The sequence below is a fragment of the Thiocapsa rosea genome, assembly GCF_003634315.1.
Classification (GTDB): Bacteria; Pseudomonadota; Gammaproteobacteria; order Chromatiales; family Chromatiaceae; genus Thiocapsa; species Thiocapsa rosea.
On sequence record NZ_RBXL01000001.1, the window covers coordinates 3,307,829 to 3,323,659 of the forward strand.

General features: G+C 60.7%; 13 protein-coding genes. 10 read left to right on the forward strand and 3 right to left on the reverse strand.

Annotated elements, in window-relative coordinates:
* Window positions 1-97 precede the first annotated feature (97 nt).
* The 4 genes from BDD21_RS14875 (at window position 98) to tnpC (ending at window position 3,327) form a co-directional block, all read left to right on the forward strand.
* Complete coding sequence (locus tag BDD21_RS14875; RefSeq protein WP_120797807.1) at window positions 98-610, forward strand: hypothetical protein; 513 nt, start codon at window positions 98-100, stop codon at window positions 608-610.
* Window positions 611-901: 291 nt separating this feature from the next.
* The gene (gene tnpA, locus BDD21_RS14880; RefSeq protein WP_120797808.1) at window positions 902-1,261 is read left to right on the forward strand and encodes an IS66 family insertion sequence element accessory protein TnpA; all 360 of its coding nucleotides are present in this window, start codon (window positions 902-904) and stop codon (window positions 1,259-1,261) included.
* Window positions 1,258-1,611 carry an IS66 family insertion sequence element accessory protein TnpB gene (gene tnpB, locus BDD21_RS14885; protein ID WP_120797809.1) on the forward strand — a complete coding sequence of 118 codons (354 nt, stop codon included), beginning with the start codon at window positions 1,258-1,260 and terminating at the stop codon, window positions 1,609-1,611. Before tnpA ends, tnpB begins: the two co-directional genes overlap by 4 nt.
* Before the next feature lie 111 nt (window positions 1,612-1,722).
* Entirely contained in the window at window positions 1,723-3,327 is a 1,605-nt protein-coding gene (tnpC, locus tag BDD21_RS14890; RefSeq protein WP_342769608.1) for an IS66 family transposase, read from the forward strand.
* A 48-nt stretch (window positions 3,328-3,375) separates the two neighbouring features.
* Here the strand turns inward: tnpC and BDD21_RS14895 are convergent, their stop codons facing one another.
* Window positions 3,376-4,557, reverse strand: a complete 1,182-nt coding sequence (locus BDD21_RS14895; protein ID WP_120799944.1) for an ISAs1 family transposase — start codon at window positions 4,555-4,557, stop codon at window positions 3,376-3,378.
* Between the two features lie 201 nt (window positions 4,558-4,758).
* On the opposite strand from BDD21_RS14895, the gene BDD21_RS14900 reads away from it, so the two are divergent.
* The gene (locus BDD21_RS14900) at window positions 4,759-5,775 is read left to right on the forward strand and encodes a cyclase family protein (RefSeq protein ID WP_120797811.1); all 1,017 of its coding nucleotides are present in this window, start codon (window positions 4,759-4,761) and stop codon (window positions 5,773-5,775) included.
* 54 nt (window positions 5,776-5,829) lie between these two features.
* Here the strand turns inward: BDD21_RS14900 and BDD21_RS14905 are convergent, their stop codons facing one another.
* Window positions 5,830-7,119 (reverse strand): ISL3 family transposase, encoded by a 1,290-nt coding sequence (locus BDD21_RS14905; protein ID WP_120797760.1) that lies wholly within the window; start codon window positions 7,117-7,119, stop codon window positions 5,830-5,832.
* A gap of 284 nt (window positions 7,120-7,403) precedes the next feature.
* On the opposite strand from BDD21_RS14905, the gene BDD21_RS14910 reads away from it, so the two are divergent.
* The 5 genes from BDD21_RS14910 (at window position 7,404) to BDD21_RS14930 (ending at window position 12,797) form a co-directional block, all read left to right on the forward strand.
* On the forward strand, window positions 7,404-8,573 hold the full coding sequence (locus tag BDD21_RS14910; protein WP_147431097.1) for a hypothetical protein: 1,170 nt from the start codon (window positions 7,404-7,406) through the stop codon (window positions 8,571-8,573).
* Between the two features lie 198 nt (window positions 8,574-8,771).
* Window positions 8,772-9,812 carry an N-acetylneuraminate synthase family protein gene (locus BDD21_RS14915; protein WP_211335067.1) on the forward strand — a complete coding sequence of 347 codons (1,041 nt, stop codon included), beginning with the start codon at window positions 8,772-8,774 and terminating at the stop codon, window positions 9,810-9,812.
* Complete coding sequence (gene neuC, locus BDD21_RS14920) at window positions 9,809-10,960, forward strand: UDP-N-acetylglucosamine 2-epimerase (RefSeq protein ID WP_245969926.1); 1,152 nt, start codon at window positions 9,809-9,811, stop codon at window positions 10,958-10,960. Before BDD21_RS14915 ends, neuC begins: the two co-directional genes overlap by 4 nt.
* 22 nt (window positions 10,961-10,982) lie before the next feature.
* Window positions 10,983-11,642, forward strand: coding sequence for an acylneuraminate cytidylyltransferase family protein (locus tag BDD21_RS14925; protein WP_120799946.1), 660 nt, complete (start codon window positions 10,983-10,985; stop codon window positions 11,640-11,642).
* Window positions 11,643-12,083: 441 nt separating this feature from the next.
* A complete protein-coding gene (locus tag BDD21_RS14930; RefSeq protein WP_211335068.1) occupies window positions 12,084-12,797 on the forward strand; it encodes a hypothetical protein in 714 nt (237 codons plus the stop codon).
* Window positions 12,798-13,838: 1,041 nt separating this feature from the next.
* Here the strand turns inward: BDD21_RS14930 and BDD21_RS14935 are convergent.
* Window positions 13,839-15,491, reverse strand: coding sequence for a DUF6399 domain-containing protein (locus tag BDD21_RS14935; protein ID WP_120797814.1), 1,653 nt, complete (start codon window positions 15,489-15,491; stop codon window positions 13,839-13,841).
* Window positions 15,492-15,831: the final 340 nt, after the last annotated feature.

Genomic DNA, 15,831 nt, shown 5'->3' on the forward strand with positions numbered 1-15,831 from the left:
TGGTATGTCTATCCGGAGCATGGCCGGAAAGGTCACTTTCTGTTGGAAGAAGATAGCCTTTTGCCCCTGCTGGAAATCGTGCTTGGTTGATTGAGCGATGCCGCCCTTCCCAACGATCGATCAAGCCTACGACTGGTATGTTTCGACAAGAGATGGCTTGGTCAGTTTGGGTTCTTATGTCTGGATGCGCGAAACTCGCTTGAACATCAGCGACAAAACGCTCGATGAGCTTTTTGGCATGACGGAAGCAGAGTGGCAGACTTACTACGAGCTTAATCTGGATAAGCACGAGCTGTTTTCGGCGCTCTCCTTGTTTGCAGCTTGCGAGGGAGGAATTCGGCGGGATTTTGATTGGCGCGTTCATGGAGACAACGGGCAAAAGCATCATCAACGGTTCTTGAATTTGTACGAAAAAAATGGATCGGATGAACGTATCGCGCTGGCACGACTGGTTGATAACTGGTTGGCTGCGGAAAAACAGAACGTTTGTTTGAGACGTCAGTTGCAGGAACTGAAAACACTTTTTGCGCGACGTAACGATTTAGCTCACAGCCGGTCCGGCGAAAGTGTATCTTTCGACGTCATTTTTGAGAAATTGAATCGAATTTAAAAAAAATGGCGTGATGGTGTCGATGATTTTCACGGCTACTAGCTCCACTGTTCTTGTGGTGAACTCGGTATTAACTTCGACCACATCCGCGGCCGACTCCGTAGTCAGGTCATCCTGGCCTTACAGAATCAGGGCTGGAAGCCCTGACGACTGACTGTTCGTCAGCCACGGCCGTGATTATCAGGAAGGCCCTACCGAGGGTGTAGGGTAAGCGTCCAGCGAACTACATCTATCCCGCGTGCTGCGCGATCTGCAAGATGCCGCCATGTTCCACGCACCGAGGGGAAGAGCATGGCAGAGAAGCGGCGCAGTCGCGAGCAGTGGCGGGAATTGGTCAGGGGTTGGCCGGGCAGCGGTCTGACGCAGGCCCAGTACTGCGAACACCACGGCATTTCGACCGGGAGTTTGTCGCGGTGGCGGGCGGTCTTCGGCCGGGAGCACCACGCGGGCGGCGGGCCGGCGCGATCCCGCGCCGAGTCGCCGGTACGCTTGCTGCCGGTGCAGTTCGGCGACGCCCTCGCGCCGGCGCGCAGTGATCGGGTGCTGACCGTCGTCTTCGGTGGCGGCGTGCGCCTGGAGGTCCCGCCCGGGTGCGATGGCGCCACGCTCGCGCGGGTGGTGGATGTGCTCGCGCAGCGCACGACGGCATGATCGGCTTCGGCGCACGCACGCAGGTGTATCTGGCTGCAGGGGCCACGGACATGCGCAAACAGATCGACGGTCTTGCGGCCTTGGTGGTCGATGTCCTTCAGGCCGATCCGTTCTCGGACCATCTGTTCGTCTTCTGCAATCGGGGCCGCGACAAGCTCAAGATTCTCTATTGGCACAACAACGGCTTCTGGCTGTGGTATCGGCGTTTGGAGCGCGAGCGGTTTTGGTGGCCGGCGCCGCAGAGCGTCGCACCGGTGATTCTCTCGATCCGCGAATTGGGCTGGTTGCTCGAAGGGCTCGATCCGCACCGTGTCAAAGCCCATCGACGAGCTGAATTCGACCTGCTTTAAACGCGATCACGCTCGAATGAAGGTCGGTATTCCGGTATTATTCAGTTCATGGACGGCCCGCTTCAAAGACTTCCGAATGACCCCGAGATGCTCCACGGGATCATTGGCCGGTTGAACGATCAACTGGCGCAATCCGAGCGCGAGCGGGCCGAACAGTCGCTGCGGTTGGAGCAGCAATCCAATACCCTGCAGCAGCAAACGCAGCGCATTGACCAGTTGCTCGAATACATCGAGCTGCTGCGGCGCAAGCGCTTCGGCCGCAGTGCCGATCGCATCCCCGACAGTCAACTCGGACTGTTTGACGAGACCGAGCTCGAGGCGCTGATCGCCGCGCTCGAAGCCGAGCTGCCGGCCGACACCGCACCGCCGGCGACACGCGCCGAAGACACCGTCGCGCCGCCCAAGGACAAGCCGGTGCGCCGGCCCCTGCCGAGCCATCTGCCGCGCGTGGAGCGCATTCTGGATCTACCCGCGGCGGAGAAGGCCGCCATGGGCGAGGACTGGGTCTTGATCGGCTACGACAGCTCCGAGCAACTGGCGGTCATCCCCCGTCAGACCTACGTCATCGAATACAAGCGCGCCAAGTATGTCGCCCGTGACGAGGACGTGCCGGGTGCCGAGGTGGGCGTGAAGATCGCCCCGCGCCCGGCGCAGATCATCCCTAAATCGATCGCCCACAGCTCGCTGCTGGCCTCCATCGTGACGAGCAAGTTCGTCGATGCCCTGCCGCTGTATCGTCAGGAGAAGATCTTCGCACGCGAGGGCATCGCGCTCGGGCGCCAAACCATGGCGGGCTTGCTCATCCAACTGCAAACCCCGCTGCAGCCCGTCGCGGCGGCGCTGAAAGAGCTACTGCGCCGGGGACCGGTGGTGCATGTCGACGAGACGCCGGTGCAGGTCCTGCGCGAGCCCGGTCGCGAGAATACCCAAGACTCCTACATGTGGGTGTTCTGCGGCGGGCCGCCGGACACACCGGTGCGCTGGTTCGAGTATGCCCCGAGCCGAGCCGCGGAGGTTCCCCGTCGGGTGCTGTTCCCCGCCGACGTCGATCCGCCGCCGCTGCCGTTGTATCTGCAATCCGACGGCTACGGCGCCTATGGTGTCCTCGCCGCTGCGCCCGGGATCGTCGGCCACGCCGGGTGTTGGGCGCATGTGCGGCGCAAGTTCGTCGATGCCGCCAACGGGCGCAACGCCGGTGCCGCGCAGCAGATGGTGGCCCTGATCGGGGAGCTCTATGCGGTGGAGCGGCGCCTGCGCGACGCCGATCCCCAGACCCGGCTGCGCGGGCGTGCCGAGCACAGCAGAGCGATCCTCATGCGCATCCGCCAGTGGCTGGATCGCACCGCCACCCGCGTGCTGCCGAAGAGCCTGCTCGGCGAAGCCATCGGCTATGCCCTCGGCCAATGGCCGATCCTCATCACCTTCCTCGAGGACGGGCACCTGGAGATCGACAACAACACCGCCGAAAACGCCATCCGGCCCTTTGTGGTGGGGAGAACGAACTGGCTCTTCGCCGGCAGTCCCAAGGGCGCCGAAACCAGCGCGCTGCTCTACAGCCTGATCGAAACCGCCAAGGCCAATGGCCTGGAACCTTGGGCCTCCCTCAACCACCTCTTCGAGCACCTGCCGAGTGCCAAGTCCCCCGAGGCGGTCGCGGCGCTGCTGCCGCACCATCTGAAAATGGACGACCTCAAAAGGGAGGGGGGAATCCGGTAGTTGCCCGGACGCTTACGGTGTAGGGGCGACTTAAGCAGGGCAATCGCATCAACCGCGGCTAATATTTGGAGAACCTGATGGAGCGTTTTGCCCCGCGCTCGGTGGCGCATCAAAGAGGAGCTTCTCCAAGTACTGCTCGTCCCAGCCCGCCTTGAGACGTTTGTTCTTGATGCCGAGTTTGGTGCTGTCGTTCTTCAGCCGCGACATGGCGATGTGGCGCAACACCGCGAGGTTCTCGCGGGCCTGCGTCTCGCGCACGCGGCAGTCGTCCTCGCGCATGGCCACATCGAGGCTCCAATGCAGATCGTTTTCCACGCCCCAATGACCGCGTGCAGCTCGCCCGAAGTCGACCACACCGGTGCCGATACTGCCGATGAAGAAGCGTGTTTCGCGCGAGATCTTCCCGGCGATCTCGCGCGTGGACTCGACCATGCCGATCATGTTCATGCCTTTCCACAACGCGCTGCGCGGCACGCCGGACAGCTCCCCGAGGGTGCGGTAGCGGCGCGTCTCGATCCGGCCGTGGCCGCGCTCGACGGTGTCGAGTGCCTCGCTCTCGACCCCGGCGTAGTCCTTGGCGTCGGCCTCGATGAATGCCTCCTCCACCTCCGCCGCCAGGACGCCCTGGTTGCCTTTGAGCGCCAGTAAGTAGTTGCCGCCTTGGTCGATGATCTGCTCGGCGATCTTGGTCTGACACCCCATCGCATCGATGGTGACGATGGCACCTTTGAGCATGAGCAGCGCAAGCAATTGGGGAATGGCCGTGATCTCGTTGGATTTGGCGTCGGTGGCGACCTGCCCGAGCACCACCCGGTTGGCCGTCGCCCACGCGCTGACCAGATGCAGCGCCGCCAACCCCTTGGCGCGGTTGTGGGAACGGCGCAGCGTCTTGCCGTCGATGGCGATGATCTCGCCGGGGATCACCGTGCGGATCGAGGCCACCCAGGCCCGGAAACACGCCTCGAACGCGTCGGGGGCCAGCAGGGAGAAGACGCGTCCGAAGGTATCGTGCGACGGGATGCCGTTGGGCAGCTCCAGGAACTGCCGAAACCAGACCTCCTTCGCGCGACCGAACTGAGCGATGGCCACCCAACCGTCGGCGCCGGCGAGCGTCGCCGCAATGGCGATGATCACCATGTCGAGAAGGTTGTGCCGGCGCCGCAACGCATCGCGAGGGTCTTCCAGCATGCTGAAGTGGCCCACAAGAGAGGAATCGGTTTCCGGCGTCATCATCGTCGCAACTCCATATGGCAGAAAAATCTGCGCATTGTGGCCGCAACATGATGTTCTGTCTAAAAGTATATCTTAATTCTCTGATGCGATTGCCCTGGCGACTACACGATGCAACAGAGTTTATTCTTTCCTTACCGAGGCGTCGCTCGTTGCAGCGATCCAAGCCACCATCTTTAGCCTTGCACGATACCCTCTGAAATGACAAAACCAAGATGGCAGCATCGCCCCGACGGCTCAACCTGGGGCGACTGGGGCGCCGACGATCAGCTCGGCCGTCTCAATCTGATCGGCCCCGAGCAGGTCCTTAAAGGGGTCGCCGAGGTCAAGACCGGCAAGACCTTTTGCCTCAGCCTGCCGCTCGACTATCCGGGTGGGCAGGTCCTGAGCCCGGTGCGGCATCCACCGCAATTGCGCCCGGTCATCCGCAACAAGGCCCCGTACTACAACTATGTCTGGCGCGACTTCGATCCACGGCTGACCGATGTCGCCAGCGATGACGCGGTGCTCTTGTATACCCAGTACTCCACGCAATGGGATAGTCTGGCTCATCGCGGTGCACTCTTCGACGCCGATGGCGACGGTGTTCCGGAGCCGGTCTACTACAACGGATTCCGCGCCGGCGAGCATATCGTCATGGATGCTGACCAGGGGGTCGCGGCGCATGCGCTCGGGATCGAGCAGATGGCCGTTCACGGCGTTCAAGGGCGAGGAGTCCTGGTCGATCTGCATCGTCACTTCGGCGAAACGCCGCGCAAGGAGGTCGGATACGCGGAACTGATGCGTGTGATGCAGATTGACGGCGTGACTGCGGAGCCGGGCGATATCCTCTGTCTCTGGACCGGGCTCGACCAGGCCATCATGCGGATGCAAGGGAAGCCCGATCCATCCATCAAGCAGGCGTGTGCGGTTCTGGACGGGCGGGACAATGAACTGCTGCAGTGGATCACCGACAGCGGTGTCGCCGCCATCGTCGCCGACAATCTGGCCGTTGAATCGGTCGGTAAACCGTTGCCCGAAGGTTACATGGGCACGAGCCTGCCGCTGCATGAACACTGCCTCTTCAAACTGGGCGTGCATCTCGGCGAGCTTTGGTATCTGGCCGATCTGGCTGAGTGGCTGCGTACGCACGGCAGATCGAGGTTTTTGTTGACGGCACCGCCGCTGCGGCTACCGGGCGCGGTTGGGTCGCCGGTGACGCCGATTGCGACCGTTTGAATCAAATGGGCTCTCTTGCGTTTGGTGTGGGTAAACCGTCCAGGTCTCCCCGGATCATGTTGATGCCTTCGCACACTGTTTGTTCGCAAACGGACACGCCGGCAGATGCGTGAGCTTGCCTGCGACCAGGTAGGCGATGGTGATGAGATGGCGCACGGTGCCGTAGCCGCGGGCCTTGGCCTTAGCCGCCTGAATCAGCCCGTTCGCCGCCTCGACGCGGCCGTTGGTGAGCTTGGAATCGAAGGCGTTGAGGATGCCGTCCCAATGGGTTTTGACGGTCTTGGCGAAGTCCTTCATCGGCGCGAGGCGGCAGCGCCGGGCCCAGCTGTACCAGCGTGTGAGCAACGCCTCGGCCTCCTCGCGGGAGTTGGCCAGGCGGAAGATCTCGCGCAGGCTCTCCTTGATGCGGTAGGCACGGTGGGTCTTGAGGTTGAGGCGGCGCAGATCGACGTACTGGCGCAGCTGACGGCGGCTCCAGTCCTGTTGGTCCTTGAGCCAGATGTAGCGGCTGCGCTTGAGCACGGGCGTGGATTTGACCTCCGCGCGGCGCACCGCATCCACGGCCTGATTGGCCAGCTGGATGACGTGGAATTCATCGAAGGTGATGTTCGCCCACGGCAGCTGTTCCTCGACCCCGCTGCGGTAGCTCCCCGACATGTCGATGCAGACATCGCGGATGTTCTCCGCGCAGCCGCCGTGGGCCTCGAGGTCGTCGGCGAACTGCGCGACCACCTCGGCCTTGCGCCCCTCGGTGGCGAACAACAGCCGCGGCGCCTCCAGATCGTGAAAGAGACTGATGTAATGGTGCCCGCGCCGCGCTGCGGTCTCGTCCAGACCGACGGCGGTGACGCCGGAGAAGTCCTCCTGCGCACGCGCTTGCTCAACATAATGATCGAGCACCCGCCACACGCGCATGTCGCTTACCCCGAGCAGCTGCGCGACCTGACGCACCGTCATCGCCCGGCACAAGGCGACGATCAGTGCCTCCATCAACTGGGTGAAGCCGGTGCCGGGACGCGCCCACGGCACCTCGACTTGGGTGGTCTTGCCGCAGGCGCCGCAGCGCACCCGCGGCACCTTGGCCTGAATGTAGGCCTGGAACTGGAAGAAGTTCAGATGACGCCATTCCCGCGCCTGCGTGTCATGCACCGGCTGGTGCTCCGCCCCGCAGTGCGGGCAGATAAAGCGGGTCCCGCGGGCGAAGCCGACCGCGAAATCGATGCGTCCGGCCTTCGGATCGAAGGCCACCTCGCGGACCTCCCAAGGTGTCTGCAGCCCCAACGCGACGGTGAACAAGGATGCGGAATCCACGGCGGCGACCTCCGGCGGTTGGCCTGTGGACATGTGGACGCGTCCTACGGACCGGCCCGAGCCCTGCGGGCCGTGTGGACAACCCCTGGACCGCGCCGAGCAAGGCCGTGCCGGTTGCGAGCTCATCGCCGGCGCGGCCCACCGGTTGACCACACTCTCGGGCCTCGCGCCCACATGCCCACAGGCCCAGCAACAGGTTTGACGAAATGTGCTCTAAAGGGTGCGAACCGGCCGGGGCGGAGTCAAGCCCTGACCCACAGGAAACGTAACAGAGGCATCAAATGTCTACGGTACCAATGTTAATCGAAAATCAGTCGATGAATTATTTCGTTTTTATTGATAACACCAATAATAAATTTACGTATGCCTGTATTGCGCACAAGATCCTTGATGGCTATCTGAAGCCGGAGAATGTTGTATTATTCCACAGTAAAGAATCTTTTATAAAGGAAACGGACGATTATGGCGTGGTTTCTAGGCTTGATAAGGTATACGACATCGAAGAGCTGGTTAGATTCGATTTTAGGACCGCGTTGAAGATACATTTTCTGTCGCTACGCTCGAAGAACTCGGATGTTATTGATGTCGTAATAAATCAATTGGCGGTGGATCCGTCAAGAATATTCATCATCATCACGGACGATGAAGTGAGCAGGTGGTACGGCCTATACTTGGCACATGGTCGCTTGTTGCCGTGCATTGACAATTCCGTAAATGAAAAAACAATATCGTTGATGAGCCAGCTGAATAACTTTATATGTCTGTATGAACCGTGGGGAAACATGTTGGAAACGGTTCTCGGGAGACACGTCAATATATCGGATTTCAACGCAGGGTTTACACCCAACAGCGCACTCCGCGGTATCCCGTTGATCGAGCGAAAAGACAAACGATCCTTTCGCGTTCTGTTTGGCGCCAAGCCGAGTTCTTTGCAATTCGATAGACAGGCGGCAAAGGCTGTCGTACTTTTTTTGTTTTCGTCAAGAAAAATCCTTCGAAATTCCCGAGTGAAATTTGGCTTCTGGAGTAGTCATCCTATTAGAATGATCCTGCGTTCGCCTTTTTCTTGGTTATATTGCGAGATCGCGAAATTCGTCGCTTTTGCCGGAGGCAGGTTATTGAGTATTGATATCAGGTTTGAATCATTGCGCGTTGCGCCGTTCAATGATTATGTCCAGGCTCTTTCAAGGTTTGATTTTCTGATCTTAAAGGCAAGAGGTTCCTTAGGTGGTAGTCACCTATTCAGGCGAATGGGCGGTGTGGTGCTTTTTCCAACGAATTCTCCGAATTACAGGGCAATCGCGAGTTTGGGCGCGCAATCAAATTTTCTTGTTTATAATGGGTTGCTCGATGCTCTCCAGACCGCCCTTTCTAAAATTGACACTTATGACGATTTTGTTAAGAAAGACCGCGAGAGCCTGAATGCGCGGCGAGACATAATGTCCCGGCGTATCAAGGAGTTCTATTCTACGTCCGAATCTATTTGAACCCTATTCGCTTTCTATAGATTGATTGTTGCCACGGCAATCTTCATTGTAATTGATGGATGTCGCATTAGGCGATGGGTGAGCTTGACACGAAATCGCCGCAGACTTGCCCCGACCTGTGCTTGAGCTTCTAGTTCATGTCTTTAATCTATTGAGGTTTCCATAATTTCTTTTGTGCGCAACAAAGGCGCGAGGTACATGCAAGGCATCATGCGGATAAAGAACCGGTTAATCGGCGTAGAATTTATGCCACTCGTCATCGCCGAAATCGGTATCAACCACGGCGGCGACATTAAGGTCGCCAAGCAGATGGTCGGTCTCGCGGCGGCGGCCGGATGCGAGTGCATCAAGCACCAAACACATATCGTCGATGACGAGATGACGGAGGAGGCCAAATACATCTTCCCGCCGAATGCCGATCGATCGATCTGGGACGTGATGGCGCAATGCGCACTCTCGCTCGACGACGAAATAGAACTCAAGGCGTATACGGAAGGGCTGGGGATGATCTACATTTCCACGCCGTTCTCGCGGGCCGCGGCGGATTTCCTGAACGAGATCGGTGTGCCGGCGTTCAAGATCGGCTCGGGGGAGTGCGATAACCTTCCGTTGATTCGACATATCGCCGCTTTCGGCAAGCCGGTGATGATGTCGACGGGAATGCAGAGCATCGAATCGATCCGACCCAGCGTGGCGATACTTGATGCTGCGGGTATTGATTACGCGCTTCTGGAGTGCACGAATCTTTACCCGAGTCCACCCGAGATCGTGTCGCTCAAGGGTGTCACGGATCTACGGGCTGCGTTTCCGAGGGCCGTGATCGGGTTTTCAGATCATTCCATCGGTCCCGAGATGGCGTTGGCCAGTGTGGCGCTCGGCGCCTGCATCCTGGAGCGGCATTTCACGGACACACGTTATCGTCAGGGGCCTGACATCGCGTGTTCGATGGACCCCGCCGAGCTGCGCTTCCTCATCGACCGCAGCCGAGAGATTCATGTCGCTCTCCACAACGACAAGCAACGAACAGAGCCGGAGGAGGACGTTTACCGTTTCGCGCGATCCAGCGTCGTTGCCGACGCCGACCTCCCTGCGGGCCATACTCTAAGTGATTGCGATATTTGGGCGCGGCGCCCCGGGTCCGGCGAGATTCCGGGCTACGAGTTCGACAAGGTCGTCGGTCGGCGTCTGACCCGTGCACTGCGCCGCAACGAGCAGTTGAAGTGGAGCGATTTGGTATGAGAGTGCCCCGATCGATCCACTTCGTCACCGGAACCCGCGCCGATTTCGGCAAGCTCGAACCCCTGGCGCGGGCCGCCCGAGATGCCGGGTACAGCGTGTCGTTTTTCGTCACCGGAATGCACATGCTGCCACGCTACGGCCTGACGAAGATCGAGGTGCATCGCATGGAGGGCGTGGGGGTGGTCGAATTCCTCAACCACCGCGAGGGTGACCCGCAGGACGTGATCTTTGCTAAGACGGTGGTTGGGTTTTCGGACCATTTGCGGATCTTGCGCCCCGATTTGGTCGTTGTGCATGGCGACCGCGTCGAGGCGATGGCAGCGGCCTTGGTCTGCGCCATCAACTATGTACGCTGTGCCCATATCGAAGGCGGTGAGGTCTCGGGAACGATCGACGAGATCTTTCGCCATTGCAACACCAAACTTGCGGCCTGCCACATGGTCAGTTCCCAACAGTCACGGACCCGCGTACTGGCGATGGGAGAGACAGATGACAGCGTTTACGTGATCGGCTCGCCCGAGCTGGATACACACCGCGCCGACAGTGGGGTGACGCTCGAGGCGGTGCGCGCACGCTACGACATCCCCTTCGATGATTACGGCATCGTCATCATGCACGCGGTCACATCCGAAGCGGATTTCATGGGAAAACAGGCCGCCGATCTGTTTGCCGTGCTGGCCGGGTCGGGGCGGTGTTTCGTGGTGATCCACCCCAACAACGACCCAGGATCAGACGCGATCCAACGGGTGATCGAGGCGCAACCGCACGAGCGCTTCCGCGCCCTGCCGTCGATGCGTTTCGCCCATTTCTCGGAATTACTCCGTCATGCCAGTGCCATTATCGGCAACTCCAGCACGGGTGTACGAGAGGCGCCATTCCTGGGTGTGCCCAGTCTGGATATCGGCACGCGGCAGACCAATCGGGCGTTCAGTCCATCGGTGCATCACGCCGAGGCCGCCGATCACGATGCGATCGGCCGTTTCCTGGCGACGGTTTGGGGTCACCGCTTTCCCGCCAGCACCGAGTTCGGCGGAGGGAATGCAGCGCTGAATTTTCGGCACATTCTCGACGACGAAGGCTTCTGGAACCGACCCCTGCAGAAAAATTTCCACGATCTGCCATGGAATCGAGAGGCTCGTGATGCGTGAGGCGGAGCACGCAGGTGGATGCATGGCCTTGATCCCCCTGCGCGCTGGTTCGAAGGGTCTGCCGGGAAAGAACACGCGGCTTCTAGCCGGGCGGCCCCTCTACGAACACGCCATCGTGCAGGCGCGGGCCGCGGGAATCTCTCGCATAGTCATCTCGACCGATATCGAGGCACTGACCCTTACGCCGCCAACGCCAGGCGTGGTGGTCTTGCCCCGTCCGGCGGAACTGGCTGGCGATACCGTGCCGATGGACGCGGTCCTCAGACACGTCTTGATGGGGATAATCCAGGAGCCAACGCGCGTCGTGCTGCTTCAGGCAACCTCGCCGCTCAGACACCCCTCCGACATCCAGGCAGCGATAGATGTGCACCGACAGGGTGGATTCGACCTCGTGCTTAGCGCAACGCGTGCCGACTCCGGGGTGCTGAAATGGGGCAGGGCCGAGGGTGACCATTTTGTGCCGCTCTCGGACCCTTCGTACTGTTTCGCCAACCGAGCCGAGCTGCCCCCGCTCTACAGGCCCAACGGCGCGGTCTATGTCTTCGATGCGGACTGGTTCCGTACCACAGGTACGCTTGCGGCCGGGCGGATCGGTATGATCGAGATGCCGGCAAAGCGCTCGCTGGACATTGACAGCCTGGCCGACTTCGAAGCATGCGAGGCGTTGCTACGGGTAAATTGAGCTAGTTAAGCTCACCTTAAGGAGATCGATTGGCCGTATCCTAGTCCTTGTCTGAGGTTGCAGCTATAAACCCCTGCAACATTTTGCGGAATCTCTGAATGCACGGCTTCGCGCCGTCCCGAAAGCTTTCGGGGACGCCGGTCGAGTGATCCGCTAGCCGTGCGCCCGCACAATACGATCCAAGCGCTGCTCGTGACCTACGGCCACCTGTGTGAACAACCGCGCAGCCAACCTCCAAACGATACCGGGCTCCAGAGGTGCGCTATGTATGATCGAAAGAAGGCCCACCTGCTAGCGAGGCTTCGCCTCAGACCGACGAGTCATGGGGTGAGCTCGGGTGTCGGGCGGCCCCGGTTGAGCGACGGAAGGCTAAACTTCCGTTGGTAGCCGCACGTAGCGGCGTGTGGCGCGTGGCCAAGATGTCAACCGGGGCCTGTCATCATGTTAGACCAAACCGTCGGTGAGTTGCTGAACGATCGGGTCACGCTAGATCTCGAAGGAATCGACCGGTTGTATCTCAACCTGTATCAGCCGCGGCTGCAGACCGGTGGCGGGGTGGCCAACTTCTTCAAGGTCCATCGCGGTGCCAAGGTCGCCTCCACGGTGCTGATGGCCCCGATCAGCCGCGCCTTCGTCAAGGCGATCGAAGGGTTTGCACAACGCGAGGGCGTGGAGATCGTGACCTTCGCCAAGGGAGAGCGCAAGGACGACGTGACCCGCGAGCGGCTCGGCGACTTCGCTCAACCCGAGGGTGTCCTGTACATCGGCAAGGCGCAGGAACGGTTTGCCAGCTTCCGCATGATCAAGAAGATCAGCACCCAAACCGGCCAGCCGTACCCCTGGTTCACCCGCGGGACGGTGATGTGTAACCATTTCTATTTTTATTTGGTCGACGAGGACTTCGGCCCCCTGTTCATCAAGTTCTGTTCCTACTTTCCCTCTAGAGCTTACTTGTGTTTCGCGAAGATCAATGATGCCCGAAAGCCCAACACATACATTGTCACCGGGCCACAATGGAGCTGCAATTGTCTCCACACCGCTGCAGTACCTGAACGTTTGCGAAGCGGTTTATGCCCTCAATGTGCAAAGGCTGACCCTTGTCGTGTTGATGGGCAAGTATGCGTGGTCTTATTTCGAACGCCTCCCTCCGGTTGAATGCGAGTGTGAGATCTACCGAGTGATGCGTTGGCCTGAGCAGCATGCCTCCGGACCTCGTATACTCGGGATCCATGCCAGGAGGCTACTACGTTCTCTCATCGCTCGCCGCGAGCTAGCGGCAGTGGCGCGACATGTCAGAAGCGCCGGAAACCTGCAGTGGGTGTTGCTGGGCAACGAGCGCTCCGAATGGCATCGCAGGTTCGCACACGACGTCAGAGCAAGAGAGGTCGTGCGATGTGACGATGGCGCCGCGGACGCAGTTCCTGTCGGGAGTTCTCCGGCCACGAGTTCTTATCATAAGCAGCCCAGCCCTCTTCGTTGGCTTGGCTGGCCCGGCACGTCGTCAGAAATCAAGCCGGATGTCATTTTCTCTGCCTATCCGCGCGCGATGGACGGCCGCTCCGAAGGGGCTGTTGTTATAAAAAACAACTACGATGTTCTTCGGAGCAGGCTCCGCCGCCCAAGCAATCGCTCCGGCTCGGTGTGGTTTGTGGGGCAGCCCTTCTACACGACCAGCGAGGCTTCAGTACGCGCCTTTATTGCCATACTGGCCTTCGTTTCCCGTACTTTCTTCGGGGGCAAGCAGCTGTGCTACCGAGCGCATCCAGGAGAGGACATGGACGTTGTCCAGCAACTAGCTGCTGAACTTCGTTGGGACTGGGCGCCATTTAGTCAGCCTATTGAGCTTGAAGTCGCCGAATCGGAGATCGCGCCCGAGAGGATGCTAACCTTCTTTTCGAGCGTATTCCAAACGTGCCATCATATCTATGGCCCAGCTATTCCCTTCGATATAATTATACCAGAGCCTTCATTCTGGCCCTTGACATCGGTGCGAACAGAGCCTCCTGTTTACCGCTTCTTCGAGCGTCAGGGTACAGCGCCGAATCGGTTATTGCACGTTCCAGCCGCAGTCTTTAGTTCTTAGACGTGCCGCGCGGCCGATCTCCCTCCAATAGTGGACAAGCGGCGTCCATGACATCTAAAAGTCACTAGCCGATCAAGGCGATTCGGCCTTGATCATCGATTGGTCCACCGTTGCTAAGCCGCCACAGGGACAAGGTACGGCTGCCTTGCCGGGCGCGGTCGTCGTCGGGCCGGTCGGGCCGGCCAGGGCATGCGCTCGAGCACCTGCTCGAACAAGGATGGGTGGGGCTGAGCGAAGAAGCGCTCGGCGGCCGTGGTGCCGTCGGGCCGCTTGATCGCAAAGTTGTGCAGGGCGGTCAAGACCTGCTGCTTGCGCGGGCCGAGGCGGTGATGCCCATGCTGATAGAGCGCGAGGAAGCCGTTGCGTCCCTCGACACAGGAGCTGCTGCGCTGGAACAGATCGGCACACTCCCCGGCGACCTGCTCGAGATGGTGACGGGTCTGCGGATCCAGTGACTGGATCGGGTGCGAGGGCTGCCTCAGCGGGGCGAGACACTGCGCACTCAGTTCCCGGAGTCGATGACGGGGCTCGGCGCGGGTGCTGCGCGCGGCGGCGCGCTCCAGATAGAGCGCCGGGATCAGGTCGTCGAGCATCGCCTGCTCGATCGCCGGTGCCAGGTCCAGCGCCTGCACCCGGGTGTTGACCATCATGAAGAAGAAGGTCAGCGTGGCGACGAGGCTATGGGTCAAGCGCTTCGCCTTGGCCAGATGTGCGCGCAGGCGCTCGGACAGATCCGCCTCCTCGGCGATCGCCTCCAGGCGCGCAAACAGCGTTCCCAGACGCGTCTCCAACTGCTCGGGGGTTTGCGCCTGTCCCTGTTGGATCTCGTAGGGATGATCGACCTCGCTGAACGCACCGATCAGGGCTTTGGCCTCGGCGCGGTGCGCGTGGGCCTGCTCGCGCGCAAGGCTGGCTTGGACGGAGGCGCTCAGCGCCTCCTCGATGCGCGCGGCGAACGCCGGCGGGCGTCCCGGGCCATGGCGGCGCCGATGATAGGCCTGCTCGGCGGCACATTCGCCTTGCCAGCGCGCCTTCGCCTCGGCCTCCGCCGTCTCGGCCTGTTGCTCGGTGCGCTTCAGCGACAGACTCATCGCCTGGCTGACCTCATGCTGCAGATGGAACAGGTCCGTGGCATGGTGTGCGTCCAGATCACGCTCGACATGTGCCAACAGCCCTTTGGCCTCATCGCTGGTGCCTTGCACCACCGTGACATTCAGCCCCTCGAGCCCACCCTCGAGCGCCCGTGTCCAGGCCGCCGCCGAGCGCGCATCGCTCCTCTGCTTGAGCAGGATGAAGTTCGAGACCGCATCGATGCCCACCAAACGCATGCCGTCTTTCCACGTCTCATCTTCGGCGATGCTCAGTGTGCGATGGGGCATGGCTTGAGCCAGCGTCCCGCGCAGTTCGGTGGCGGCGGTGACGATCTGCTCCTCCAAGTCGGTCTGGAAGGCCTGCTGCGCGCCGTAGGAGGCGCCGATGAACGCCGACAGTCCACTGCGCTCGAGAAAGTCGCAGACCACGCGCACGCCCGCGCCGCCCTGCTCGCCGATGCTCCAGTGCGCAGCGACCAGAATCCGGCGCAGCCACACCACGCCCTCGGGCGTCTCGACGAAGGCCGACAGCGCCGCCGGCGCCAATGGCGCAGGGGACGCGTTCCAGTGACGCAGGGTGCTGCGCGCCACGCCGGCGCCGATGACCGCCGCGCGTTGACTCTGCCCATCCTGCCGGGCTTGCGCCACCGCATGCAGGTGCTTGGCGCGATCCAAGCGACCATGGATTGGCGTGGGGCGTCGATCTGCACTAGAGTCGACACAGGCAGGGGCATCGGACAACGGCGTTTCCCTCGGTCAGTTTGCACTTCCAAGGGTACGCCTACCCGACGCTCCTGCCACTCCTTCAGGATGCTTGATCGCCTACTGAAACACCCCGTTTTGGACCAACCGATGATCAAGGCCAGGCGATTCCTTTACACCGAGTTACTTGAGCGAATAGCCGCACCGACTGATCACTCGTTCTGTTGCTACCGCGAGCAAACGATTAGCCGGTTGAGACCTTCGATCACTGGGGTCGGATTAACAGGGCGAGGAGGGCTCGCGGCAAAGCCAC